Raw genomic sequence first — 26396 nt, forward strand, 5'->3', positions numbered from 1 at the left:
TCGCGTGCCGTGTGTGCGCGCGCCGACACAGGAGACAGCGCTGCTATCCCACGCTCTTCCCCTGTCCCTCACCGCCGCGGCCAACACCGTGGCGGCGGGGAGCAGCAAGGCCGCCGAATTCCATGGTCCGTCGATCAACGAGTTCTTCCCGGACCCGATCTTCTTCGCCGGGACCCCGATCGAGATGGACCGCATCGTCCTCATCCGCTTGTTCGCGGTGGCCGTGCTGCTCGTCTTCGCGTTCGTCGGGACGCGCGCGCTGAAGCTGGTCCCGAACCGCGGACAGGCGTTCATCGAGTACGCGTTCGACGTCGTCCGTCGCAACACCTTCGACAACCTCGGTGAGAAGGACGGCAAGCGCTTCCTGCCGCTCCTCGCCACCATCTTCTTCGGTGTGCTCTTCATGAACCTGACGGGTCTGATCCCGTTCATGAACATCGCCGGTACCAGCCGCATCGCGATGCCGATGATCCTCGCGATCGTCGCCTACGTCGCGTTCATCTACGCGGGTCTGCGCAAGCACCCGGGCACGTTCCTCCGCAACGCGCTCTTCCCGCCCGGCGTGCCGTGGTACCTCTACATCATCGTGACGCCGATCGAGCTCGTCTCGACCTTCGTGCTCCGTCCGGTGACGCTGACGCTGCGACTCCTCATGAACATGGTCGTGGGTCACCTCCTCCTGGTGCTCTTCTTCTCGGCCACCTGGTTCTTCTTCTTCGACGCCGAGAGCCTCTTCAAGCTCTTCGGTGTCGGGACCCTGGCGTTCGGCATCGCGTTCAGCTTCTTCGAGATCCTCGTCGCGCTGCTGCAGGCGTACGTCTTCATGCTGCTGACCGCTGTGTACATCCAGCTCGCGCTGGCTGACGAGCACTGACCTACTGACCCCCATACGGCACGACATCCGTCGGGCCGCACTCGAAAGGAAAACACGTGGACGCAACGACCGTTCTCGCGGAGATCAACGGCAACATCGCAACGGTTGGCTACGGCCTCGCCGCGATCGGTCCGGCCATCGGCGTGGGCATCGTCGTCGGCAAGACGATCGAGTCCGTCGCTCGCCAGCCGGAGCTCCAGGGCCGTCTGACGACCCTCATGTACATCGGTATCGCCTTCACGGAGGCCCTGGCCTTCATCGGTATCGCGACGTACTTCATCTTCACCAACTAAGGCTTCTCGATGCAGACTGCACTCATCATCGCGGCGGAGGAGACCCACAATCCGCTGATCCCACCGGTGTACGACATCGTGTGGTCCGCGGTGGCCTTCGTCATCATCTTCCTCGTGATGTGGCGCGTCGTGACGCCGCGCATCACGAAGATGCTCGATGAGCGCACCGAGGCCATCGAGGGTGGCATCAAGAAGGCGGAGGCCGCTCAGGAGCAGGCCGCCGCTGCACTCGACGAGTACAACAAGCAGCTCGCGGACGCACGTGCCGAGGCCTCGCGCATCCGTGAGCAGGCCCGTGCCGACGCCACCGCGATCGGCAACGAGGTCCGCGAGCAGGCACAGGCCGATGCAGCACGCATCACCGCCAACGCCCAGGCGCAGATCGAGGCCGAGCGGCAGAGCGCGCTCCAGTCGCTGCGGAGCGAGGTGGGCACCCTCGCCCTCGACCTCGCCTCCGGTGTGATCGGGGAGTCCCTCAAGGACGACCAGAAGTCGGCCGCGGTCGTGGACCGCTTCCTCGCCGACCTCGAGGCGTCGCAGGGCCAGTCCGCCGGGGAGCGCTGAGCATGCGCAGCGCCACCAGGGAAGCGCTCGCGTCGACGCGGGCGGTGCTCACCGACCTCGGTGACGCCGTCCAGCTCGACACGGGTGTCGAGATCCTCGCCGCAGGGCGTGCGATCGCCGGGGCGCCCCAGCTGCTCGGTCTGCTGGCCGACCCGACGGCGGACGTCGTCGGCAAGAAGTCGGTCATCGACCGGGTCTTCGGCGGCCAGTCCGACGCCACGCGTGCGGTCCTGACCGCGGTGGCCGGCTCGCGCTGGTCCTCGCAGCAGGACCTGCTCGCGGGCATCGAGGACGCCGGCATCCGTGCCGTCGCCCGGACCGCGTCGGCGGAGACGTCGATCGAGGCCGAACTGTTCTCCTTCGAGACGGCCGTCCGTTCGGACGCCGCGCTCGAGCTGGCGCTGGGCACCAAGCTCGGCAGCCCGTCGGAGAAGGGTGCGCTCGTCCAGCGTCTCGTCGGGGCCAAGGTCTCGCCGCAGACCACCGCGATCCTGGAGCACCTCGTGCAGCAGCCCCGTGGCCGCCGCATCGGCGAGATCGTCCGCGACGCCTCGCGCATCGTGGCCGACCAGGCCGGCAAGGTCGTCGCGACGGTCATCACGGCCTCCCCGCTCTCCGACGGCCAGGCGGCCCGTGTCGCCCGCGGCATCGCGGAGCGCTACGGCAAGGACGTCAGCGTGAACCAGGTCGTCGACCCCGCGGTCGTCGGCGGGGTCCGCGTGCAGGTCGGTGGCGACGTCATCGACGGCACGGTGTCCACGCGCCTGTCGGAGCTCCGGCTCCAGCTCGCCGGCTGAGCGTACGGTCGAAGCCGACTCCTCCAAGTCCACAACGGGAACTGTCCCTCGCCGGGGCAGCATCACCCTCTCGGAGCCGAAGGGCCCCGGAAACCAACAAGGAAAATCCCATGGCAGACATCACCATCAGCCCCGATGAGATCCGTGATGCCCTGAAGGACTTCGTCTCGAACTACGAGCCGACGAAGGCCTCCACGGCCGAGGTCGGGCACGTCACCGACGCCGGTGACGGCATCGCACACGTCGAGGGCCTCCCCGGCGTCATGGCGAACGAGCTCATCCGCTTCGAGGACGGGACCCTCGGTCTCGCGCAGAACCTCGACGAGGACGAGATCGGCGCCATCGTGCTCGGCGAGTTCGGCGGCATCGAAGAGGGCCAGGAGGTCACCCGCACCGGCGAGGTCCTCTCGGCCCCCGTCGGCGACGGCTTCCTCGGTCGCGTCGTCGACCCGCTCGGCAACCCGATCGACGGTCTCGGCGAGATCCAGGCCGAGGGTCGTCGTGCCCTCGAGCTCCAGGCGCCGGGCGTCATGTCCCGCAAGTCGGTCCACGAGCCGCTCCAGACCGGCATCAAGGCCATCGACGCGATGATCCCCGTCGGCCGTGGTCAGCGTCAGCTGATCATCGGCGACCGCCAGACCGGCAAGACGGCCATCGCGATCGACACGATCATCAACCAGAAGGCCAACTGGGAGTCGGGCGACGAGGACAAGCAGGTCCGCTGCATCTACGTCGCCATCGGCCAGAAGGGCTCCACGATCGCCTCCGTCAAGGGTGCGCTCGAGGACGCCGGTGCGATGGAGTACACCACCATCGTCGCCGCCCCGGCCTCCGACCCGGCCGGCTTCAAGTACCTCGCCCCCTACACCGGCTCGGCCATCGGTCAGCACTGGATGTACGGCGGCAAGCACGTCCTGATCATCTTCGACGACCTGTCGAAGCAGGCCGAGGCCTACCGTGCGGTGTCGCTCCTCCTGCGTCGTCCGCCGGGCCGTGAGGCCTACCCGGGTGACGTCTTCTACCTGCACTCCCGCCTGCTGGAGCGTTGCGCGAAGCTGTCCGACGACCTGGGCGCCGGTTCGATGACGGGTCTCCCGATCATCGAGACGAAGGCGAACGACGTGTCGGCCTACATCCCGACCAACGTGATCTCGATCACCGACGGCCAGATCTTCCTGCAGTCGGACCTGTTCAACGCGAACCAGCGTCCGGCCGTCGACGTGGGCATCTCGGTGTCCCGCGTCGGTGGTGACGCGCAGGTCAAGTCGATCAAGAAGGTCTCCGGGACGCTCAAGCTCGAGCTCGCGCAGTACCGCTCGCTGGAGGCGTTCGCGATGTTCGCGTCCGACCTCGACCAGGCGTCGCGTCGTCAGCTCGACCGTGGTGCCCGCCTGACCGAGCTCCTCAAGCAGCCGCAGTACTCGCCGTACCCCGTCGAGGAGCAGGTCGTCTCGATCTGGGCCGGCACGAACGGCAAGCTCGACGAGGTGCCCGTGCCGGACGTGCTCCGCTTCGAGGCCGAACTGCTCGAGCACCTGCGTCGCAACTCCGACGTGCTCACCACGCTCCGCGAGACGAACCAGCTCAGCGACGAGACCGTCGCGGCGATGGACCGGGAGATCGACGCGTTCACGAAGGGCTTCCAGACGAGCGACGGCAAGACGCTCGGGTCGGAGCAGTTCGACGCGGCGGACGCCGAGGACGTCGACCAGGAGCAGATCGTCAAGGGTCGTCGCTAGATGGCAGCACAGGTCCGGGTCTACCGACAGCGCATCAAGTCGGCGAAGACCACGAAGAAGGTCACTCGCGCGATGGAGCTGATCTCGGCGTCGCGGATCCAGAAGGCGCAGGCCCGCATGGCCGCGTCCGGCCCGTACTCGCGGGCCGTGACGCGGGCCGTGTCGGCCGTGGCGACGTTCTCGAACGTCGACCACGTGCTGACCACCGAGCCCGAGTCGTCGACCCGTGCGGCGGTCGTCCTGTTCACGTCCGACCGCGGCCTCAACGGCGCGTTCAGCACCAACGTCCTCAAGCAGGGCGAGGAGCTCGCCTCCCTGCTCCGCAGCGAGGGCAAGGAGGTCGTGTTCTACCTCGTCGGCCGTAAGTCGGTCGGGTACTTCGCGTTCCGCGAGCGTCCGTCCGAGCGGCAGTGGATCGGTGGGACCGACCAGCCGGAGTTCTCGACCGCCAAGGAGATCGGCGACGCGGTCGTGTCGAAGTTCCTCCAGGACACGGCGGAGGGCGGCGTGGACGAGATCCACATCGTCTTCAACCGGTTCGTCAGCCTGGCGACCCAGGAGCCGCAGGTCGTGCGGCTGCTCCCGCTCGAGGTCGTCGAGGGTGTGGAGGAGCCGTCCGACGGCGAACCCCTGCCGCTGTACGAGTTCGAGCCCGACGCCGACGCCGTCCTCGACGCGCTGCTCCCGGTCTACATCGAGAGCCGCATCCTCAACGCCATGCTGCAGTCGGCTGCCTCCGAGCACGCCGCCCGCCAGAAGGCGATGAAGTCCGCGAGCGACAACGCCGACTCGCTCATCAACGAGTTCACCCGGCTCGCGAACAACGCGCGTCAGGCCGAGATCACCCAGCAGATCTCCGAGATCGTCGGCGGCGCCGACGCCCTCTCGTCGAAGAAGAAGTAGTCCGCGGACGTCCGCGGACAGACACCACCCCTCAGGAAGGCACACGCCATGACCGACACCGCCACCACCGCGGTCGAGACGTCGTCGGCGCCCGGTGTCGGACGGATCGCCCGTGTCACGGGTCCCGTCGTCGACATCGAGTTCCCGCACGACGCCATCCCCGACATCTACAGCCTGCTGTACACGACCGTCACCATCGGTGACTCGTCGCAGGAGATCGGCCTCGAGGTCGCGCAGCACCTGGGCGACGACCTGGTCCGCGCCATCTCGCTGAAGCCGACCGACGGTCTCGTCCGCGGTCAGGAGGTCCGTGACTCGGGCGCCCCGATCTCGGTCCCCGTCGGCGACGTCACCAAGGGCAAGGTCTTCGACGTGCTCGGCAACGTGCTGAACACCGACGAGAAGCTCGAGATCACCGAGCGCTGGCCGATCCACCGCAAGGCGCCGGCCTTCGACCAGCTCGAGTCGAAGACCACCATGTTCGAGACCGGCATCAAGTCGATCGACCTCCTCACCCCCTACGTGCAGGGTGGCAAGATCGGCCTCTTCGGTGGTGCGGGCGTCGGCAAGACGGTCCTCATCCAGGAGATGATCCAGCGCGTCGCGCAGGACCACGGTGGTGTGTCGGTGTTCGCCGGTGTCGGCGAGCGCACCCGCGAGGGCAACGACCTCATCGGCGAGATGGAAGAGGCGGGTGTCTTCGACAAGACGGCCCTCGTGTTCGGCCAGATGGACGAGCCGCCGGGAACGCGCCTGCGCGTGGCCCTGTCGGCGCTGACGATGGCGGAGTACTTCCGCGACGTCCAGAAGCAGGACGTGCTCCTCTTCATCGACAACATCTTCCGCTTCACGCAGGCCGGTTCCGAGGTCTCCACGCTCCTCGGCCGCATGCCGTCCGCGGTGGGCTACCAGCCGAACCTCGCCGACGAGATGGGTGTGCTCCAGGAGCGCATCACCTCGACACGTGGTCACTCGATCACCTCGCTGCAGGCGATCTACGTCCCCGCCGACGACTACACCGACCCGGCGCCGGCGACCACGTTCGCGCACCTCGACGCCACGACCGAGCTCTCCCGTGAGATCGCGTCGCAGGGTCTGTACCCGGCCATCGACCCGCTGACCTCCACGTCGCGGATCATGGACCCCCGGTACCTGGGCGCCGACCACTACGAGACCGCGACGCGCGTCAAGCAGATCCTGCAGAAGAACAAGGAGCTGCAGGAGATCATCGCGATCCTCGGTGTCGACGAGCTCTCCGAAGAGGACAAGATCACGGTCGAGCGCGCTCGTCGTATCCAGCAGTTCCTCTCGCAGAACACGTACATGGCCAAGAAGTTCACGGGTGTCGAGGGTTCGACGGTCCCGCTCAAGGACACGATCGAGTCCTTCCGCGCGATCGCCGACGGCGAGTTCGACCACGTGGCCACGCAGGCCTTCTTCAACGTTGGTGGCATCAACGACGTCGAAGAGAAGTGGGCGCAGATCCAGAAGGAGAACCGCTGACATGGCGGCACTCACCGTGAGCGTCGTCTCGGCGGACCGCGAGGTCTGGACGGGCGACGCCACCATGGTCGTCGCACGGACGACGGAGGGCCAGATCGGCATCCTCGCGGGGCACGAGCCGCTGCTCGCCACCCTCGCGCAGGGCCAGGTCCGCATCACCCGGGCCGACGGCTCGACGGTGACGGCGGACGCCGAGGACGGCTTCCTGTCGGTCGAGCACGACACGGTCACGATCGTGGCGCGGCAGGCCGCGCTGGCGTCCTGACCGGACTGACCGTCCTCCTCCCGCCGTCCGAGACGAAGCGGGAGGGCGGGGACACGGCACGCACCCTCGACCTGGGTGGGCTGTCCTTCCCGGAACTGTCCGACGAGCGGGCCGCGGTGATCACCGCGGCCCGCTCCGTCAGTTCCGAGGAGTCCACCGCACGGACGGCCCTGAAGCTCGGCCCGCGGTCCGTGTCGGAGCGCCTCCGCAACCTGGAGCTCGACACCGCACCGACACTGCCGGCGATCGAGCGGTACACGGGCGTGCTCTACGACCCGCTCGACGCCCCCGGTGCGGACGACGTGACGCGGCGCTGGTGGTCCGACCACGTCGTGGTCCAGTCCGCGATGTTCGGTCCGATCGGTGCCGGCGACCACATCCCCGCGTACCGGCTCTCGCACGACTCCAGACTCGGAGCGCTCCGACTCGCCGGGCACTGGCCCGGGCCGTCGGCCCGTGCGCTCGGTCGTCTCGCGGACGGCCTCGTGCTCGACCTGCGTTCCGAGGGCTACCGTGCCCTCGGACCGGTACCCGAGGCGGTCACCCTCCGGGTGGTCTCCGTCGACGAGGGCGGTCGTCGGCGTGCGCTCAACCACTGGAACAAGACGGCGAAGGGGCGGCTGACCTCGCTCCTCGCGCGCACCGCTGCCGACGTGGGCGACACCGCGGGGTTGCTGCGGTGGGCGGGTGAACACGGCGTGGTCGTCGAGCAGACGGACGACGGGTGGGACCTCGTGGCCGAGAGCCTCGAGCCGGTACGGCTCTGACCGCCAGCAGGGCTCCGTCCTGCACAGCCGGCGGATCCGTCGGACCCGTCCACAGATGCTCTGTTGCCATCGGCCGGGAGGCGCGGCACCCGTCACGATCTCGTGCATGACCTACACGACACGACGCCCTCCGTCCACCCTGGTGCGCTACCCGCGCGAGATCGCCGCTGCGGTCACCCTGCGTGCCGCTTGCGGCGCGCTCGTCGCCCCGTCTCCGCCGCGAGGCGCCGGTGGACCGGCGGAGGACGAGGTGCTCACGCGTGCGCAGGCCGTCGCCGTGACGACGGCGTGCGGCGCGCTCGCGACACGCTTCGCGCTGGTCGGCTTCCTCGCTGCGCGCGGGCGTCCGGACCCCGGGACGGTCGTCCCGTTCGACCCGTTCCGCGATCCGACACCACCGGCGCTCGGCGGGTCGGGTCCGGAACCCGACCGCACGCGGTTGCGCCTCGCGGGCGATCGGTGTGCCGCCGCCTGGCGGATCTGGCGCGCCGATGGAGCGGTCGGGGGAGACGTGGCGATCGGCGCAGCCGGCGCGCTCGCCCTCGGCGCCTGGTGTGCCTGGGCACTCGGCTCGTCCGCGCGTGCGGAGGTGCGCGCGCGGCACGCACTGGACACGCGACCGGACGACCCCTTCGGCTGGTTGGTCCTGCGTGCCGTCCGTGCCGGACACGGCCCTGCGTGGGCGCCGACGGGGTCGACAGGATCGTCTACGGTGGGATGACCATGGAGCGGGAACCAGTGCACGACGACGACACGGTCATCCGTGCGCGTTCCGACACCGGACCCGCGATCGGTCCGCGTGCCGCGTCCGGCGGCAGGTCCGTCACGCCGGCGCTGTCCGGCAAGGACTGCGCGGAGCCGGAGGGCCCTCCCGCTGCGGAGCCGGACGACCGTGCCGACGACGACCCGTACGGCGACACGGTGATCCGTCCCGCTCGAGGCGTCCGACCGGGTGCCGGACCAGCCGCGGACGACACGGTGCTGCGTGGTCGGCCCGGTCGGCCGGCTCCGGAGGCGACACCGGTGGGAGCACCAGCGGGTGCGGCAGCTCCGGTCGCCGACGAGCGCCCGGTCCAGCGCCGGACGCCGTCCGTGCGGATCGGCGGGCGCGTCGTCCGGCTCGACCGACCGTTGGTCGTCGGACGTCGACCTGCCGCGCCACGCGTGGTGGTCGACGACGGTCCCGTCCTCGTGCCCGTCCCGTCCCCGAGCGGACAGGTGTCGTCGTCGCACCTGCTCGTGCACGCCGCAGGCGAGGCCGCCGTCGTCGAGGACCTGCGGTCGACGAACGGTACCGTCGTCCGACCACCCGGCGCCGCGCCGTTCCGGATGGCCGCGGGTGCGTCGATCGTCGTCCTGACGGGTACGCTCGTCGAGATCGGTGACGGCAACGTCATCGAGGTCCTGTCGCCGCACCTCCGGGTCGGACCGGACGACGGCCTCCCACCGTTCCCGCCGGCCCCGTGACGGACCGTCCGTCCGGCACGTCCCGCCACTCCCAGAGAGCGATCCTGAAACCGTGACCGAACTCGGCCGAGCTGCCACCGAGCACGCCATCGACGTCCCCGGCGCAGCCGGCACCCCCCTGACGCTCTCGTGGGGAGCCGCGACCGACGTGGGTCGCCGTCGGGACCACAACGAGGACAGCTACCTCGTCGGCGCACCCTTCTTCGTGGTCGCCGACGGCATGGGCGGACACCTGGCGGGGGACCGGGCGAGTGACGCGGTCGTCCGCCGACTCGACCAGGTCGCGACCGGCGACTTCAGCAGCCGCCGGGACATCCAGCGGGCGCTGCTGCTCGCCACCGCCGACATCGAGCGGGCGGCCGGTGGCAACGCCCTCGGCGCGGGCACCACCGTGACCGGCCTCGCGCTCGTCGCGAGCCACGGACAGCCGGCCGCGCTCGTGTTCAACGTCGGCGACTCCCGCACCTACCGGATCGAGTCGGGTGCACTGCGACGGGTGACGGTGGACCACTCGGTCGTGCAGGAGATGGTCGATGCCGGCCTGCTCCGGGCCGAGGACGCCGAGCAGCACCCCGACAGCAACGTCATCACCCGCGCGGTCGGCTTCGGCGAGCCGCCGGAGCCCGACTGGTGGACGCTGCCGCTGCGCGCCGGCGACCGCTACCTGGTGTGCTCCGACGGACTCACCAAGGAACTCGGCGACGTCGGCATCGCCCGGATCGCGGCGCGGGTGCCCGGAGCCCAGGCACTGGCCGAGCGGCTGGTCGGCGACGCGGTCGTCGCCGGCGGCCGCGACAACGTCACGGTGGTGGTCGTGCAGGTCGACAGCGCGCCGGAGGACACCGACGTCGAGGACACGCTGCCGCGGCACTGACCGCGACCGGCGGCTCCGGCGTCCCCCGAAGTGGGGGATGGTCGCTGTCCACAGGGTCGCCCGTGGCTCCCGGGCGTCGGGGCCCGCTCCGTAGAATGACCTGGCTGCGAGGAACGGAAGATCCGGCCGGGGGCCGGGGGAGGGAACGACGCAGATGGCCCGACGCCTGCCGTCCGACCCGCCCGTCATCCCCGGGTTCAGCCCCGTCCACGTCCTGGGCTCCGGTGGCTTCGCCGACGTGTTCCTCTACGAACAGGACATGCCCCGACGGCAGGTCGCGGTGAAGGTGCTCCTGGACGAGGTCGTCGACGAGCGCGTCCGGCAGATGTTCCAGGCCGAGGCGAACCTCATGGCCCGGCTCAGCACGCACCCGTCCATCCTCACGGTGTTCCAGGCGAGCATCGCGGCCGACGGGCGACCGTACCTGGTCATGGAGCTGTGCTCGTCGTCGCTCAGCCAGCGGTACCGCCGCGAGCCGCTCCCCGTGTCGGAGATCCTGGCCGTCGGCATCCGCATCGGGTCGGCACTCGAGACGGCCCACCGGGAGGGCGTGCTCCACCGGGACGTCAAGCCCTCCAACATCCTGCGCACCGCCTACGGCACCCCCGTCCTGTCGGACTTCGGCATCGCCGCGACCATCGGCAGCGCCGACCCGGACGAACCAGTGGGCATGTCGATCCCGTGGTCCGCGCCCGAGGTGCTCGGCGACGAGTCGCGCGGGACCGTGCAGTCCGAGGTGTACTCGCTCGCCGCCACCGTCTACTCGCTGCTCGCAGGGCGCAGTCCGTTCGAGGTCCCGGGCGGGAAGAACGCCGCGGCGGACCTGATGGACCGGATCGACAAGGGCGGCGTCCGGCCGACGGGCAGGACCGACGTCCCGCCGTCGCTCGAGCGACTGCTCGCCACGGCGATGTCGCGCCGGGTGTCCACGCGCCCGGCGACCGTGATGGAGTTCGTCCGCGGACTCCAGCAGGTCGAGGCGGAGCTCGGGATCCCGCAGACCCCCGCCGAGGTGGCCGTCGAGTCGTGGGCGGTCGCGACCCCGTCGTCCGACGCGGACCGGACCGTCGTCCGCGAGCTGCAGCCGCCCTCCCGGACCGGCGCCCGGCGACGCACACGGCGCGCCGTCCAGGGCGGGGCCTTCGCGGGGGTCCAGAGCGTGGGGACGGTCCACCGCACCGGCTCGGCGACCGTCGCGCGTCGACGGGGCCGGACGAACGTCGTGGTCGCCGGATCGGCCGGTGTCCTCGTCCTCGCGGCCGTCGCCGTGGTGAGCGTCCTGCTCGTCACGCGCGCGGGCACCGCGTCGATCCCGACCGTCCGTGACGTCAGCGCTCGCGCCGGTGCCGACTCGGTGTCGTTCAGCTGGGCCGACCCGGGGCTCCGTCCCGGCGACACCTACGTCATCACCTCGTCCGGCGCGACGAGCCAGCAGACCGGCACCACCTTCGTCGTGTCCGGTGGGACGGGGACCGAGCAGTGCATCACGGTCGCCGTGAACCGTGACGGCAAGACCGGCGCCGCGAGCCCCGAGCAGTGCGGGACGATCGGGAGCACCGGGTGATCCGGGCGCTCCTGGCGAAGCACCGGTCGGCGGCCGTGACGCTCGGTGCGTCGGTCGTCGTCGGTGCCGTGGTGGCGACCGCTGCGGTCGTGTCGACCGGGTACCACACGCAGCGGATCGACCTCGGCGACGGCACGGTGTGGGTGCCGTCCGCGCAGTACGGAGCCGTCGGCCGCGCGAACACCGGGGTCCTGGCGCTGAACACCGCCGTCGAGACGCCGAGCGACGACCTCTCGGTCGTGCAGCGCGGTGCCGAGGTGTACAGCGTCGACGGCACGAAGGGGACCGTGGCCAAGGTCGACGTCGCCGATGCGACCGTGGGCGACGCCGTGACCCTGCCCGCCGGGTCGCCGCAGGTGTTCTTCGCCGGGGACACGGCCGTCGTCGGGAACGGCGACACCGGTGAGCTGTGGGCGACCCCGGCTGCCCGGCTGGCCGACTTCGACGCCTCGGCCAGGGCCGACCTGACCCTCGGTGCCGACGCCGTCTTCGACGCCTCCGACGACCGGGTCGCCGTCTACTCGCCGCGCACCGGGCGGGCGTCACTCGTCGACGTCGGGTCCGAGCTGACGGTCGAGCAGCGGTGGGACGTCCGGTTCGACCGCTCCCACGAGTTCCAGGTCGCGTCCTTCGGGGACCACGTCGCCGTCCTCGACCGGACCACGGGGCAGCTCTCGGTCGACGGGGACACCGTCGACCTCGGTGACCGCGTCGGCGGGACCCCTGCGCTGCAGCGGTCGTCCGACTCCTCGTCCTCGGTCTTGGTGGCCGGTACCGCGGGCCTGGTGCGGGTCTCCGCCTCCGGCCAGGTGGACCGGACGGCACTGCGGGTCTCGGGTCGAGCGGCGCGCCCGACGGTGGTCGGCTCGTGCACCTACGCCGCGTGGGCGGGCGGGCAGGCGATGGACTCCTGCCGCGGCAGCGGGCTGCAGCGGCTGGCGCAGAGCGCCGACGCCGACGACCTGCAGATCGTGCACAACGGCGAGACCGTCGTGGCGAACGACCCGCGGAGCGGGCGGTCGTGGGCGATCGGTCGCAGCGGACAGCTCATCGACAACTGGTCCGACCTGGTCGACCAGGACGACGAGCGGCAGCAGGAACGGGTGTCGGACGACGACCCGCAGGTGGACAAGGACCAGAAGCCGCCGGTGGCCGTGGACGACGAGCTCGGCGCGCGTCCCGGACGGACGACGAGCCTGCCGGTGCTCCTCAACGACTACGACCCGAACGGTGACCCACTGGTCATCAGCGAGGTCGGCAGCATCCCCGACGGTCAGGGCACCATCGCGATCGTCGGCGACGGGCAGCGGCTGCAGGTCACGCTCACCGCGGACGCCCGCGGCACGCTGTCCTTCCAGTACACGATCACCGACGGCAACGGCGGGTCGGACAGTGCGACCGTGCGCGTGACCGTCCGTCCCGACTCGGAGAACGAGCCGCCGCGACAGGTCCGCAGCACCTCGGCCGACGTGGTGCAGAACGGGCACGTCGTGACCGACGTGCTGTCGGACTGGGTCGACCCGGACGGCGACCCGGTCTACCTGGAGTCCGCCTCGGCGGACGGCGACCGTGTCTCGACCACGCCGGACGGGCTGCTCGACTTCCGCAACGCGAGCGGCCGGACCGGCGACCGCACCGTGCAGCTCGTCGTGAGCGACGGACGCGACCGCGGCCGCGGGTCGATGACCGTCCGGGTCGCGGCGCAGGGGAACGTCCCGCTGCGCGCCGATGCGTTCGCGGTGCAGGGCTACGCCGACAAGGCGTTCACGGTGGAGCCGCTCGACCACGTCCGCGGCGGCAACGGCACCGTCACGCTGACCAGCGTGTCGTCGTCGAGCGGCCTGACGGTCACCCCCTCGTACGACGCCGGCACGTTCCGCGTCCAGGGTGCCGCGGTGGGGGACCACCAGCTCGAGTACACCGTCACCGACGGCACGAAGACCGCGAGCGGCGTCGTCCGGGTCACCGTGCTCGCCCCGCCCGACGCATCCACCCCGCCGATCACGACGCCCAAGACGGTGTTCGTCACCACCCTGTCGACGAAGGACACCGACGTCACCGCGACGGACACCGACCCGGCCGGCGGCGTCCTGATGGTCACCGCGCTCGACGGGCCCGGTCGCGCCACCGGGGTGCAGGCGAGCATCCTCGACCAGCACGTCGTCCGGGTCACGCTGACCGCGCCGCTCGACGGGCCGGTGACGTTCGGGTACACGGAGTCGAACGGGCTGGCCACCGCCGCCGGGACGATCACGGTGGTCGAGATCCCGAAGCCCGACCGGATCCAACCGCCCGTGGCGCAGGCCGACTCCGCCACGGTGCGGGTCGGGGACGTGGCCGAGATCGACGTCCTGGCGAACGACACCCAGCCGGAGGGTGAGCCGCTGACGCTCGACCCGCAGCTCGTGCAGAACGTCCCGGGCGACGGCGGGCTGCTCTTCGTGGCGGGCGACCGGCTCCGGTACCTCGCACCACACACGCCCGGCAACCACACCGCGGTCTACCGCGTCCGTGGGCCGGACGGGCAGTACGCCGACGCGACGGTGTCGATCTCCGTGCGGGAGCGTGACGTCGCGACGAACAACCCGCCGGTACCCGAGACCGTGACGGCGCGCGCCGTCGCCGGACAGGCCGTGCGCATCACCGTGCCGCTGAACGGCATCGATCCCGACGGCGACTCGGTGCAGCTCGTCGGCGTCGCCGACAACCCCGAGAAGGGATCGGTGAGCGACGTCACCGCGGACGCGCTCACCTACGACGCGGGGGACTACTCCTCCGGTACCGACGAGTTCACGTACACCGTCGTGGACGCGCTCGGCGCCCGCGCGACCGGGACGGTCCGGGTCGGCATCAGCCCGCGCGCCGAGCAGGCCGCGAACCCCGTCGCCCAGGCCGACCACGTGACCATCCGTCCCGGGGGGTCCGTCACCGTCCGGGTCCTCCAGAACGACTCCGACCCGGAGGGCGGGCAGCTCACCGTCACCGCTGCGGAACCCACCGCCGCCGGGGTCACGGCGAAGGTGCTCCAGCGCAGCCAGGTGCGGGTCACACCGCCCCGCTCCGCCACCGAGGGTGACTTCGCGGTGCTCTACACGGTCGCCAACGCGAGCGGTGGGTCGAGCACCGCCTTCCTGACCGTGACGGTCGACCGCGACGCCCCGCCGCTCCGGCCGGAGGTCGAGGACACCACGCTCGACCTGCAGGACATCCTGCGCCGCGAGAGCGTGACGGTCGACGTGCTGCAGAACGTCTTCTTCGCCGAGGGGTCGACCTCGCGACTCGAGGTCGGCGTGGTCGACGGCTACGGCGACACCGCGCAGGTGACGAAGGACCGTCGGATCACCATCCGGTTGACGGACGCCGCGCAGGTCGTGCCGTTCTCGGTCGCCAGGAGCGACCACCCCGACGTCGTGTCGTACGGCTTCGTGCACGTGCCCGGGTTCGACGACGCCCTGCCGCAGGTCGACCGCAGCGTCGGCGCGGTGACCGTGAAGAGCGAGGCCACAGTCCGCATCCCGCTCGACCGCTACGTGGTCACGGCGAACGGGCGCACCGCGCAGATCACCGACCGCAGCACCGTGAAGGCGACGCACGCGAACGGTCAGGATCTCGTGGTCGACCGGTCGACGCTGCAGTTCACGTCCTCGAAGCTCTTCTACGGCAATGCGTCGATCTCCTTCGAGGTCACCGACGGCTCGAGCACGAACGGCGGCAAGGGCCGGGTCGCGACGCTCGTCCTGCCGATCAAGGTCACTCCGCGGTCGAACCAGCCACCCGCGTTCACCGGGTCGTCGATCGACATGCAGCCGGGCGACTCCCGGACGCTCGACCTGACGAAGCTGACGGACTACCCGTACCCGGACGACCTCGGGGAGCTGCGGTACTCCGTCGTCAGCCGCCCGGGCTCCGGCACCACCGCGACCGTCCAGGGCCAGCAGCTCCGGGTGTCCGTGGCCGAGGACGCGGCGAAGGACACGACGGCGTCGATCGGCATCGGGGTGTCCGACGCCGCCAACCAGGGCCGTGCCGGCGTCGTCCAGGTCGGGATCGTCGGGTCGACCAGGCCCCTCGTGCAGCCGGGAGCCGATCGCGCCGTCGTCGCGCGCGGGACGTCCGCGACCATCGACGTCCTGGCGAACGACCAGGCGACGAACCCGTTCCCGGACCGGTCGCTCCGGGTGGTCGCGATCCGCGGACTCACCGGTGGACTCCCCGCCGGCGTGAGCGTCACGCCGAGCGCCGACCGGTCCCGGCTGCAGGTCACCGTCGCGAACGGTGCTCAGCCCGTCGACGCACACCTGCAGTACCAGGTCGCCGACGCGACGGACGACCCGTCGCGGTACGTCTGGGGCGACGTCACCGTCTCGGTGCAGGACGTCCCGGACGCGCCGGGGGCACCCACCAAGACCGGGTCGTACGAAGGCGGTGTGGTCCGTCTGCAGTGGTCGACCCCACTGGCGAACAACGCGCCGATCACGAACTACCGGGTCACCGGCAGTGGCGACGGCGGCTCCTCGTACGCCCGTGACTGTGGTGCGGCGACCGTTTGTTCCCTGACGGACCTGGATCCTCAACAGCGGTACACGTTCCGGGTCACAGCGACGAACGCGATCGGGACCTCTTCTCCGTCCGCGACCAGCGCTGTCATGAGCGCCGACTTCATCCCGGGCGCCCCACAGAACGTGACGGCTGCCGCGAGCACCTCGACCCCGAACCAGATCGTCGTGTCGTGGACGCCCGTCCCGAAGCCCGGCCCGGGGAGCGCGGTGTCGAGTTACGTCGTTGCCCTCAACGGCAGTGGAGGGACGACGCAGACCGTCGCTGCAGGAAACTCGTCCGCGACGTTCGACGGGCTCACGCCAGGTGCCTCCTACTCGGCAACTGTCTACGCGAAGAACCGCGCGATCGTCGCATCAGATGCCGACTGGAACCGATCGACGTCGGGCGACGCCGTCGCCTACGGACAGCCGACCGCCGCGGCGATCACCGCGTCGTCTCGAGCGGAGAACGGCAAGACCGTCGTCGACTGGTCAGTGACCGGGGGCAGCGCTCAGGGCGGTCAACTGACCAACACCGTGTACCGCACGAGCGGTGCGGTCCCCACCACCTGCGACGCCCGCGGCCTCCAATCCGTGCAGTCGAGCCCGGATCGGGGTGTGAGCGGTGATGCAGGTGATTACCGCTATGTCGTGTTCAGCGCCAACTCCGGCGGATTCTGCTCCGTCGGCGCTTCGAACCCGGTGACGAGCTTCACTTCGCCGTCGGCTCCGACCGGCAACGCTGCACTGGTCGGTCCTGACCAAGACGGGAGCGTGCTCATCGCAGTGCGCGTCGATGGCCGACCGGGAGTCGATCACTACGCGTACGCGGTGAACGGCAGTGCCCTGATCCCGCTGAACGGCACGACGAACACCCTGGGGGCCGGCTTCGGCGTCGAGAGTGACATCGTGCTCTACGCCTGCACCACGGAGACGAACGACTACTGCTCGTCGACCGACCTCGGGACGCTGACGCCGTTCACCACCCGCGCGTCGGTCGAGAGTGCTGTCGTGGGTCAACCCCCGGTGATCAACAAGCCAGCCAACGCGGGCGGTCTGACGCCGAGTGGTTACGAGATTTCGTACTGCAACCTGGTTGTGGTCTGCAACGGCACGAACCCGGACACGAACGCCGCGTGGACGACCCGCGACAAGGTGCCCAGCGGGTACTCGTCCATCAGGGTCAAGGCGACCGTGAAGGGCCAGCAGGACCCGAACGGAGCCCGCCGCGACATTGCGAACCCGGCCACCGGCACGGCCGACCCGCCGTCCGGTACCGACCCGAGCAGCCCCACCGCAGGCTAGGGTCTCGACCCGCCAGCGATCCCGCCCCCGAGAACGAGGACACCACCGCATGAGCATGACCCCCGAGCAGGCCACCTGGTTCGCCGACGTCGCCGGCCGGATCGTGACCAACGTCGAGCAGGTGCTCCTCGGGAAGACGTTCGTCATCCGGCTCGCCGTGACGACGATGCTCAGCGAGGGGCACCTGCTCCTCGAGGACGTCCCCGGGACGGGCAAGACGAGCCTGGCCCGCGCGATGGCGCAGAGCGTGCAGGGATCGACGAACCGGATCCAGTTCACCCCGGACCTGCTGCCCGGAGACATCACGGGCATCAGCGTGTACGACCAGCGCACGCAGGAGTTCGACTTCCACCGTGGTCCGGTGTTCGCCAACATCGTGCTCGCGGACGAGATCAACCGGGCCAGTCCGAAGACGCAGTCCGCGCTCCTCGAGGCGATGGAGGAGTCGGCGGTGACCGTCGACGGCGTGAACCACCGTCTGGCGGCCCCGTTCATGGTGATCGCGACGCAGAACCCGGTCGAACAGGCCGGCACCTACCGCCTGCCCGAGGCCCAGCTCGACCGGTTCCTCGTACGCACCTCGATCGGATACCCGGACCACGCAGCCACCGTCCGGATCCTCGAGACCTCCTCGGCACCGTCCGCCTCGGTGCCCCTGCCGAGCGTCGTCCCCGCGGCGACCGTCACGGAGATGGCCGCGCTCGCCCGCACCGTCCACGTCGACCCCACGATCGCCGACTACGTCGCCCGCCTCGTCGACGCGACGCGTGCCGCCGGCGAGGTCCGCCTCGGTGTGAGCGTGCGCGGCGCGATGGGGCTCGTCCGCGCCGCCCGCGTGTACGCCGCGGTGCACGGCCGCCACTACGTGACCCCGGACGACGTGAAGGCGCTGGCCGTCCCGGTGCTGGCGCACCGTCTCGTGCTCGACGCCGAGGCCGAGTTCGACGGGGTCAGCGCCACGAGTGTCGTGGCGCAGCTCCTGGTCGAGACGCCGCCACCGGCCGACCGAGCGGCGTCGTGACCGACCGCCGACCCAGCAGCACCAGGACGCGACGCGGCAGCACGAGGTCCCGTCGCGGTCCGGTCGCGCCCGAACGGACGACGACGGTCGCCGGCCTCACGAACGTGCGCACCCGGCTCGTCGGAGACCGCGAGGGCGTCGCCGCCGACGCGGTCGTCGGTGCGGCGAAGGCGTGGGCGACGGCCTGGAGGACCGTGCGACGTCTGTGGGCCGAGGTCGCCGCGGTGGTCACCGGCCTCGGATGGACGGTCGCCGCCGTCACGGTCGTCGCCTTCGTGGTCGGGTACCGCTTCGGACTGCGCGAGGTCGTGGTGGTGGGCTTCGCCGGTGCCGTGCTCGCGGTGGTGGCCGCCGTCGCGCTCGTCGGGCGGACCCGTCTGGTCGTGCGCATGCGGCTACCGCAGCACCGCGTGGCGGTCGGCGACGACGCCGGGGTCGTGGTCACCGCGGAGAACCCGGCTCGGCTGCCGTCCGTCCCGACCACGGTCGAGCTGCCCGTCGGCTCCGGCCTGGTGGACGTCGCGGTGCCGTCCGTCGCCCCCGGTGGCGTGTTCGAGGAGCTGGTGCCCGTGCCGACGGTGCGGCGGGGTGTGCTCGACGTCGGTCCGGTGACCGGCGTCCGGGCCGACCCGGTCGGGCTGGTGCGTCGCGAGGTCGTCTGGACAGCCCGGGAGCAGGTGATCGTCCACCCGCGCACGATCGCGATCCCGTCGACGAGCACCGGGCTCGTCCGCGACCTCGAGGGGCAGGCGACGACCGACCTCTCCCCGGCCGACATCGCGTTCCACGCCGTCCGCGAGTACGTCCCCGGTGACGACCCCCGCACCATCCACTGGAAGTCGACCGCGAAGTCCGGCGCGCTCATGGTCCGCCAGTTCGAGGACACCCGGCGGTCCCACCTCGTGGTGGCCCTCGCGACCCGACGGGCCGAGTTCGACGACGACGACGGGTTCGAGCTCGCCGTGAGCGTCGCCGCGTCCCTCGGTGCCCGTGCCGTCCGGGACGGGCGGGAGGTGTCCGTCGTCGTGTCCGAGCGCACGCCGGAGTACGCCAAGCGCCCGGTGCGGGCGGTGCACCGGCTGGCCACCGTCACCCCGACCCGACTGCTGGACGAGTTCGCGACCGTCGGACTCTCCGACGCCTGCCTGCCCGTCGCCGAGGTCGCCGGGATCGTCGGCAACGACACCGCGGGCATCTCGGTCGCCTTCCTGGTGGTGGGTTCCGCGGTCGGACTGCCGGCGCTCCGGCTCGCCGCGACGCGCTTCCCCGTGGGGGTCGAGGTCGTGGCCGTCACCTGCGAGCCCGAGGCCCAGCCGCGCGTCCTCCGTGTCGCCGGTCTCACCGTGCTGACCATCGGCTACCTCGAGGACCTGCGCCAGGCCCTGCACCGGTCGGCGGCCGCCGCGTGAGTGCCGCGACGTCCACGGACCGACGGACGCGCGGCCGCGGGGCGACCCGCCGCGCGGCGCGCCGGCGCTCGCCCGCCCGCCTGGTAGGCGGGACCCTCCTCGTCTGGCTCCTCGTCGCGGTGGCGAGCACCGCCTGGTGGCCGATCCACCGCGACGGTTCGATGGTGACCGCGGGCGTCACCGCGGTCGTCGCAGGGACCGTCGTCGCGTGGGCCGGCGCGCTCGGGCGACTGCCGACGGTGGTCGTCGGCGTCCTGACCGTGGCCGTCTTCACCCTGACCGGGGTGCCCGTCGCGGTCCCGGCCGAGGCCGCAGGGCTGCTGCCGACCGGACCGGGCCTCGTCGACCTCTTCGCCGGCGTCGCGCTCGACTGGAAGCGACTCGTCACCGTCAGCCTGCCGGTCGGGTCCTACGAGTCCCTGCTCGTGCCGTACTTCGTGACGACCCTCGTCGCCACGGTGACGGCCGTGACCGTGGCGATCCGCGCCTCCAGGCCGGAGACCGCGAGCATCCCGGCGCTCGTCCTGTTCGCGGCGGGTGTCGTCGTCGGACCGAGCCGCCTCGACGTCTCGGTCGCGACCGCGGTCGCGCTCGGCGGGATCGCCCTGGTCTGGGCGCTCGTCGTCCGGCACTCCCGCAGGGCGGCCTCCGTCGCGGCGACCGTCGGTGGCCGGGTCCCGGTGTGGCGGTCCGTGGCGCGACCCGCGCTCGTCGGGACGGGGACCGTGCTGGCGGCGGCGGTCGTCGCGACCGGACTCGGGCTGGTCGCGCCGCCCTCGGTCGGTCGTACCGTGGCGCGCACCGAAGTCGTCAAGCCCTTCGACCCCCGCGACGAGGTCAGTCCGCTGAGCACCTTCCGGGCGTACGAGGAGACCGGCTCGGCCGACGCGACCCAGTTGCGTGTGTCGGGGCTGCCGCAGGGCGGGTTCGTCCGGATCGCGACCCTCGACACGTACGACGGGGTCGTGTTCCGGGTCGGCGGCGACGACGGGGCGTCCGCATCCGGCACGTTCGAGCGGGTGCCGACGACCGTCGACGTCGGCGGCGTGCGGGGGACCGATCTCCAGGTCGGGGTGGATGTCGACGCCTACCGAGGCGTCTGGCTGCCGACCGTCGGGGACCTGGAATCGGTGACCTTCCGCGGGGACGGCGCGGAGCAGGCGCGGCGCTCCTTCTTCTACGACCGTGCGACGTCGACCGGCGCCGTCGTCGGCGGGGTCGGGGCGGGTACCCGCTACGACCTCGATGCGGTGCTGCCCGACCAGCCGGACGACCAACAGCTCGCCTCGGCACGACCGGGGACGGCTGCGGTCCCGTCGGCGACCGGGGTGCCGGATGCCGTGCGGGAGCGAGTGGAGTCGACGACCGCCGATGCCCGGACGGACGGGGAGAAGCTCGTCGCCGCCGTCCGGTGGCTCACCAGCACCGGCTACGTCAGCCACGGCGTCGGTGACGACCGTGCCAGCCGCTCCGGGCACGGCGCCGACCGCATCCAGGAGCTCCTCACCGCGCCGGTCATGATCGGCGACCAGGAACAGTACGCGGTGGCAGCGGCACTGATGGCGCGGCAGATCGGGTTCCCGTCGCGGGTCGTGATGGGGTTCACCCCGGGCGGCGACTCCGGCGCCTCCTCGGCCGGCAGGACGTCCGGCTCGGGCGGGACGACGACGCTGCGCGGGTCCGACGTGACCGCGCGGGTCGAGGTGGACACGGCACAGTGGGGCTGGGTCACCCTGAACCCGAACCCCGTCGTGCGGGAGATCCCGGAGGAGCAGGACCAGACCCCGCAACCCGTCACGCGCCCGGAGACGGTCGTCCCGCCGCCGCCCGTCGAGCGGCAGGACCAGGACCAGCAGGCGCCGCCGCAGACCGACCGCGAGACACCGCCCGTGCCCCCGCTGTGGCTCCAGGTGCTGCTCGCGGCGCTGCCGTGGGTCCTCGCGACGCTGGGCTTCGTCGCCCTCGTCCTCCTGCCCTTCGCGATCGTGCTGCTGTGCAAGCGGGTCCGGCGACGCCGCCGACGCAGGGCACCGACCCCTCGTGCCCGCGTCACCGGGGCGTGGGACGAGTACCGGGACGCGCTGCTCGACCGGGGGCACGCCGTGCCGGAAGGCGCGACCCGCCGCGAGGCCGTCGCCGGTGCTCCCGGCCGTGGCGGTACCGGGCTGGCCGCGCTGGCGGACCGCAGCGTCTTCGGCCCGGACGACGTCGACCAGGGCACGGCCGACCGGATGTGGTCGGCGACCGAGGAGGCGATCGAGAGCCTCCGCGAGGGCCGGACGCGCCGCGAGCGCGTCCGGGCGGCCGTGTCGTTGCGGTCACTCCGCTCCGGTGTCGGGTGGCTGCGGCGGCGTCCCGGGACGGGACCGGCGCGTGCCGGGGCCACGGTCACCGGGGTCGGTACCAGCGTCGACCAGGGGCGTCCCGGTGCCCGTGACTACGATGGTCCGGAGGCCGGCGAGCGTCGTGGACGGCCGAGTGAGGACAGAGGCGAACCGTGATCAGATGCGAACACTGCGGATCGATGCTGCCGGACGGCGCGATCTTCTGCGGTGAGTGCGGGCGGTCGGTGAACGTCTCGGCGAGCCGCCGGCCCGCTCCGGCGGCGCCCGTGGACGACACCCCGCCACCGCCGCTCCGCCAGCCCGACCAGTACGGTCACCGGCCCGACCCGGCGGCCGAGGCGTGGTTGCCGGAGGCGACGCTGGATCCCGCGACGCGCGCCTGGCTCACCGGCGAGGACCGGCGGTCCGCGGCTCCCGTGCCCGATCGTCCGTCAGCTCCGGCTGGGCCGGCCGGTCCGCCCGATTCCGCCTCCCCCCGTACTGCGGTCGGCGGCCCCGCGTGGGCACGACCCGAGGACGGCGACCCGGGCCGACCGCGCGGCGGCACCGGATCGACCGATGACTGGGCGACCGGTGCTGACGGAGCTGGTGCCGACGCAACCGGTACTTCCGAGACCGGCGCCGGAGCCGGCGAGACCGGGAGTCGTGCAGGCAGCTCGGCCGTGCCGGGCGCGGCCGACCTGCGGGCGGGCGCTCCGGAGGTGGAGCCGCCCCTCGACCCCGATGCGTACCCGTCCTCCGCGGAACCGCCCGCCCCGGCTGACCGGAGCACCGCGTCCGGCGAGCTCGCGGACACCGAACGCACCCGGCTCGCGCCGACCACCGACGCGACGTCGGAACGCCCCGAGCCGCCTGCGGCCCCGGTGTGGTCTCCTCCTGTCGCGCAGCAGCCGACGGCAGCGCCGTCACGGCCCTCCTGGTGGGTCGGTCGTGGTCCTGCCGCCGCCGAACCGCCCGTGGAGGACCAGCACGACGCGTCGTCCGGTGACGAGCAGTCCCGTGCCGGCGACACCGCGGTGGTCGAACCACTGGTCGACCGTCGTCCCGCGCCGACACCGCTGATCGCTCCGGGCAGCGGTCCGGCGACCTGCCCGGTGTGCGGCCACACGCTCGAGCCCGACGACATCTTCTGCGCGGAGTGCGGTGCGGTTCGTCCGACCGTGACCGCGGCCTTCACCGGCCCGGTGGTGCCGCTGCCGATGGCACGGCCGGACTGGGCCGCCGACGACGAGGTCCGCGCCGGTGACGAGCGCCCGGAGGACGGCGTCGACGGCGGGTCCGGAGCGTCCGAGCCCGACGACGAATCGGCCGCCGGCGCTCCCGACGGCGATCGAGCCGCTGACGGCGATCGAGCCGCCGACCGTGAGCGAGCCGTGGACGGCGCGACCGCTGACGGCGTGACCGGTGCCGGTCCGGTCGATGTCGATCGCACTGATGTCGATCGCACTGATGTCGATCGCACCGACGTCGATCGCACCGACGTCGATCGCACCGACGAGGCGCGGGCTGCACTCGAGGAGCCCGAACGCGCGACCGATGGCGCAGCGGTCCCGCCTGCACCGGCGTCGCCCACCGTGCCGTCCTCGGCCCGGTCCACCGATGCTGACGTCCGTGGCGGCGTGGGCGTCGGAACCGGTGGCCAGGACCTCCCGCCGGTCCCGCGCGCCGCGCCGCTGCCGCCGATCCCGGGCTCGACCGGCCCGGTCCTCCCGCCGGTCGACGTCGCGGTGGTGCCGTCGAGCGGTGACCTCGAACCCGACGAGGACGTCGAGGAGACGCGCATCGTCGTGAAGACCGAGTCGACCGCGCCCTTCGTGCTGCACTTCAGCACGGGGGAGCGCACCGCGGTGCACGGGACGGGGCTGCTCGGGCGGCTGCCGCGCCCGGAGCCCGCAGAGCGCTTCGACGACCTGCTGACGGTCCACGATCCCGGCAAGTCGGTGTCGAAGACGCACCTCGAGCTCGGGCGTGACGGCGACGACCTCTGGGTGTCCGATCGACACTCGGGCAACGGCACGGTCATCCGGCACATCGACGGGAGCATCCGGCGCTGCGAACCCGGGCGTCGCTACCGGGTGGAGCGTGGCGCACGGGTCGACATCGGCGAGCAGTTCTTCCTCGTGCAGTAGTCCCGCCGCGGCGCGCACAGTCCTCCACAGGGGGCCCTGCATCACGCTGCGTCCACGAGTAGCCCCTCGCGTCCGACCTCGGAGGCGAGGGGCTGCTTGGCTCTCGGCATGTCTCCGCTCGTTGCCCGATGGTGCCTGGTCGCGTCGGCCGTGGTGCTCGTGCTCGTCGGGGTCCTCGCCGACCTCGCCGGTTCCGCCAGGGTGGTGCTGCTCGCGGCGGCGGCGTGCTGCGCGGTGCTCGACGCGCTGACGGTCCGGGCTCCCGGCGCTGGTCCACCTCGGGTCGTCGTCACCCTGCCGCCGAGTCCGATCGATGTCTCGGCGCACCCCGGGTCCGGGGTCGCAGGCACCACCGGCGGATGCGAGTCCGACCTCGCGTCGGACCGAGGCGTCCCGACGTCCCCGCGCGCCGACGCCGGCGTCGCGCTGGTGCTCGGACGACGACCGGACGGGGGAACCGAGTGCGTCGAGGTGGGGGCTTCTGCGTCGTGCCACGTCGTCGTCGTCGGGACGGGCCCCTGTGCGCGGGCGGTGTTCGAGGCGCTCGTCGCGCAGCTCACCGGGCTGGGGGTCGGTCGCACGGTGGCGGCTGATCATGTCGGGGTCGTCGGTACCGCAGTCGACGGTGCCGCGATCGACGACATCGGTACCGACGAGACGGGTCCGGACGTCCGGATCGTCACCGATGACGGCCCTCGACCGGAGGCGCCACCCGGTCTCCGTGCGACGCCGACCGGTACGGCCGTCGCCGCTCGCCTCGACGACCTGGGCCGGCCGTGGGCGACGGTCGTGCTCGTGCCCGGGGTCGGTCTGCTCCCACGACGGCACGACCGGGTGCTGGAGGTCACGCGCCACGGCTGTCGCGCCTGGGGCGACGGCGACGACGGTGGAGCGGTGCCCCTGGACCCGGTGCTGCCGCTGCTGGTGGGTACACGGTCACCCGGTGACCCACTCGGTGCGGACCTCGCTCCCGTCAGAGAGTGAGGCGCCCGGACCCGATGCGCTCCGACGGGGGAGCGCAGCCGCTCAGCGCAACCCGGACCCCGCGCGGACGGCTCCGACCGGCACGCCACCTCCGAGCACCTGCTCGCCCGTGGCGGCCAGTACGTCCGCGACCCCCGCGGCGTCGACCAGACCGTTGCGCTCGAGCAGTGTGAGGGCCGCGAGCGTCCCGGCGCGCTGCGAGCCGTCGAGCGTCTTCACGGCCACCGACGCACCGCCGGGCAGGCCCATCACCATGACGCCCTCCGCGCCGAACTTCGCGAGCACGCGGAGCCGTTCGATCGTCACCGTGTTGGCGCGCCCGACGCCGTCGATCGCCCACGGGTGGTCGAGCACCGCGTCGACGAGCGCTGCGGCGTCCGCGTCCGACCGCGCGACGACCCCGGCGAAGCCGCGCGCGAGTCCACGCAGGGTCAGCGGGAACACGGGTGCACCGCAGCCGTCCGTGCCGACGACGTCGACGACCTCGCCGGTGTACTCCTCGACGGTCTCGCGGACGCGCTGCTGGAGCGGGTGCGTCACGTCGAGGTAGGTCGCCTCGTCCCACCCGTTCACCCGGCAGGCGGCGAGCATCCCGGCGTGCTTCCCCGAGCAGTTCATCGCGAGGCGGCGCGGGCCGTCCATCGTGCGCGCGGTGGCACGGTCGAACGGCAGGTCGGGCGGGCACCCGAGGTCGGACTCGGCGTGGTCGAAGGACTCGAGCATGTGCAGCGCGAGGGCCTGGTGCGGCGTGGTCCCGGCGTGGCTGGCCGTCGTGAGGACGAGCTCTTCGTCGCTGAACACGGCACCGGCGCGACGGATCGCCAGTGCCTGGAACGGCTTCATGGTGGAGCGGGGGTAGATGCTCGCGTGCACGTCACCGACGGCGTCGAGCACGGTCCCGTCCGCGGCGACCACCACGCCGGCGCCGACGTGGCGGCTCTCGTCGAAGCCGTTCCGGTCGAGCACCGCGAGCTCGACGGAGCCCTCGGCGGTGAGAGGATGGCGATCTGTGCGGACGTCGTGGCTCACCGTCATGTCGTCATCGTAGCGAGCGG

The 26396-nt window shown here is 71.9% G+C and carries 20 protein-coding genes and 1 pseudogene; 20 read left to right on the plus strand and 1 reads right to left on the minus strand.

Going from position 1 to position 26396, the window contains the following annotated elements; genetic code table 11:
- The first annotated feature begins 88 nt into the window (after positions 1-88).
- From atpB to QUG98_RS09240, 20 genes and pseudogenes are all read left to right on the plus strand, one after another.
- On the plus strand, positions 89-874 hold the full coding sequence (gene atpB / locus QUG98_RS09150; RefSeq protein ID WP_111226179.1) for a F0F1 ATP synthase subunit A: 786 nt from the start codon (positions 89-91) through the stop codon (positions 872-874).
- A gap of 56 nt (positions 875-930) precedes the next feature.
- Positions 931-1167: an ATP synthase F0 subunit C gene (atpE, locus tag QUG98_RS09155; protein ID WP_027465781.1), complete on the plus strand. Its 237-nt coding sequence runs from the start codon at positions 931-933 to the stop codon at positions 1165-1167.
- A gap of 9 nt (positions 1168-1176) precedes the next feature.
- A complete protein-coding gene (locus QUG98_RS09160) occupies positions 1177-1731 on the plus strand; it encodes a F0F1 ATP synthase subunit B (RefSeq protein WP_058729233.1) in 555 nt (184 codons plus the stop codon).
- Positions 1732-1733: 2 nt separating this feature from the next.
- On the plus strand, positions 1734-2528 hold the full coding sequence (locus tag QUG98_RS09165) for a F0F1 ATP synthase subunit delta (protein ID WP_058729234.1): 795 nt from the start codon (positions 1734-1736) through the stop codon (positions 2526-2528).
- Between the two features lie 110 nt (positions 2529-2638).
- A complete protein-coding gene (gene atpA, locus QUG98_RS09170) occupies positions 2639-4267 on the plus strand; it encodes a F0F1 ATP synthase subunit alpha (RefSeq protein WP_058729235.1) in 1629 nt (542 codons plus the stop codon).
- Positions 4268-5170 (plus strand): F0F1 ATP synthase subunit gamma, encoded by a 903-nt coding sequence (locus tag QUG98_RS09175; RefSeq protein ID WP_289470250.1) that lies wholly within the window; start codon positions 4268-4270, stop codon positions 5168-5170.
- A gap of 48 nt (positions 5171-5218) precedes the next feature.
- Positions 5219-6673, plus strand: coding sequence for a F0F1 ATP synthase subunit beta (gene atpD / locus QUG98_RS09180; protein WP_289470251.1), 1455 nt, complete (start codon positions 5219-5221; stop codon positions 6671-6673).
- A 1-nt stretch (position 6674) separates the two neighbouring features.
- Positions 6675-6938, plus strand: a complete 264-nt coding sequence (locus tag QUG98_RS09185; RefSeq protein ID WP_058729238.1) for a F0F1 ATP synthase subunit epsilon — start codon at positions 6675-6677, stop codon at positions 6936-6938.
- 5 nt (positions 6939-6943) lie between these two features.
- Positions 6944-7705: a YaaA family protein gene (locus tag QUG98_RS09190; protein ID WP_289470324.1), complete on the plus strand. Its 762-nt coding sequence runs from the start codon at positions 6944-6946 to the stop codon at positions 7703-7705.
- A 106-nt stretch (positions 7706-7811) separates the two neighbouring features.
- A complete protein-coding gene (locus QUG98_RS09195) occupies positions 7812-8426 on the plus strand; it encodes a hypothetical protein (protein ID WP_289470252.1) in 615 nt (204 codons plus the stop codon).
- 2 nt (positions 8427-8428) lie between these two features.
- Entirely contained in the window at positions 8429-9172 is a 744-nt protein-coding gene (locus QUG98_RS09200) for an FHA domain-containing protein (RefSeq protein WP_289470253.1), read from the plus strand.
- A gap of 52 nt (positions 9173-9224) precedes the next feature.
- Positions 9225-10046, plus strand: coding sequence for a PP2C family protein-serine/threonine phosphatase (locus tag QUG98_RS09205; RefSeq protein WP_289470254.1), 822 nt, complete (start codon positions 9225-9227; stop codon positions 10044-10046).
- 154 nt (positions 10047-10200) lie between these two features.
- Positions 10201-11610 carry a serine/threonine-protein kinase gene (locus QUG98_RS09210; protein WP_289470255.1) on the plus strand — a complete coding sequence of 470 codons (1410 nt, stop codon included), beginning with the start codon at positions 10201-10203 and terminating at the stop codon, positions 11608-11610.
- Positions 11607-17453 (plus strand): Ig-like domain-containing protein, encoded by a 5847-nt coding sequence (locus tag QUG98_RS09215; protein WP_289470256.1) that lies wholly within the window; start codon positions 11607-11609, stop codon positions 17451-17453. Before QUG98_RS09210 ends, QUG98_RS09215 begins: the two co-directional genes overlap by 4 nt.
- Before the next feature lie 49 nt (positions 17454-17502).
- Entirely contained in the window at positions 17503-18474 is a 972-nt protein-coding gene (locus tag QUG98_RS09220) for an AAA family ATPase (RefSeq protein ID WP_289470257.1), read from the plus strand.
- Positions 18471-19883 carry a DUF58 domain-containing protein gene (locus tag QUG98_RS09225; protein WP_289470258.1) on the plus strand — a complete coding sequence of 471 codons (1413 nt, stop codon included), beginning with the start codon at positions 18471-18473 and terminating at the stop codon, positions 19881-19883. The genes QUG98_RS09220 and QUG98_RS09225 overlap by 4 nt, the downstream gene beginning before the upstream one ends.
- Positions 19884-20002: 119 nt before the next feature.
- Positions 20003-22384: a transglutaminase domain-containing protein gene (locus tag QUG98_RS09230; protein ID WP_289470259.1), complete on the plus strand. Its 2382-nt coding sequence runs from the start codon at positions 20003-20005 to the stop codon at positions 22382-22384.
- Positions 22381-22449: pseudogene (locus tag QUG98_RS16595) on the plus strand (zinc-ribbon domain-containing protein); the annotation flags it as partial. The gene QUG98_RS09230 and the pseudogene QUG98_RS16595, both read left to right, overlap by 4 nt.
- Before the next feature lie 735 nt (positions 22450-23184).
- Positions 23185-24357: an FHA domain-containing protein gene (locus tag QUG98_RS09235; RefSeq protein WP_289470260.1), complete on the plus strand. Its 1173-nt coding sequence runs from the start codon at positions 23185-23187 to the stop codon at positions 24355-24357.
- Positions 24358-24465: 108 nt separating this feature from the next.
- Positions 24466-25341 (plus strand): hypothetical protein, encoded by an 876-nt coding sequence (locus tag QUG98_RS09240; RefSeq protein WP_289470261.1) that lies wholly within the window; start codon positions 24466-24468, stop codon positions 25339-25341.
- Between the two features lie 42 nt (positions 25342-25383).
- On the opposite strand, the gene QUG98_RS09245 is transcribed toward QUG98_RS09240, so the two are convergent.
- Positions 25384-26376, minus strand: a complete 993-nt coding sequence (locus tag QUG98_RS09245; RefSeq protein ID WP_289470262.1) for an asparaginase — start codon at positions 26374-26376, stop codon at positions 25384-25386.
- Positions 26377-26396: the final 20 nt, after the last annotated feature.

The organism is Curtobacterium subtropicum (genome assembly GCF_030362975.1).
GTDB classification, from domain to species: domain Bacteria; phylum Actinomycetota; class Actinomycetes; order Actinomycetales; family Microbacteriaceae; genus Curtobacterium; species Curtobacterium subtropicum.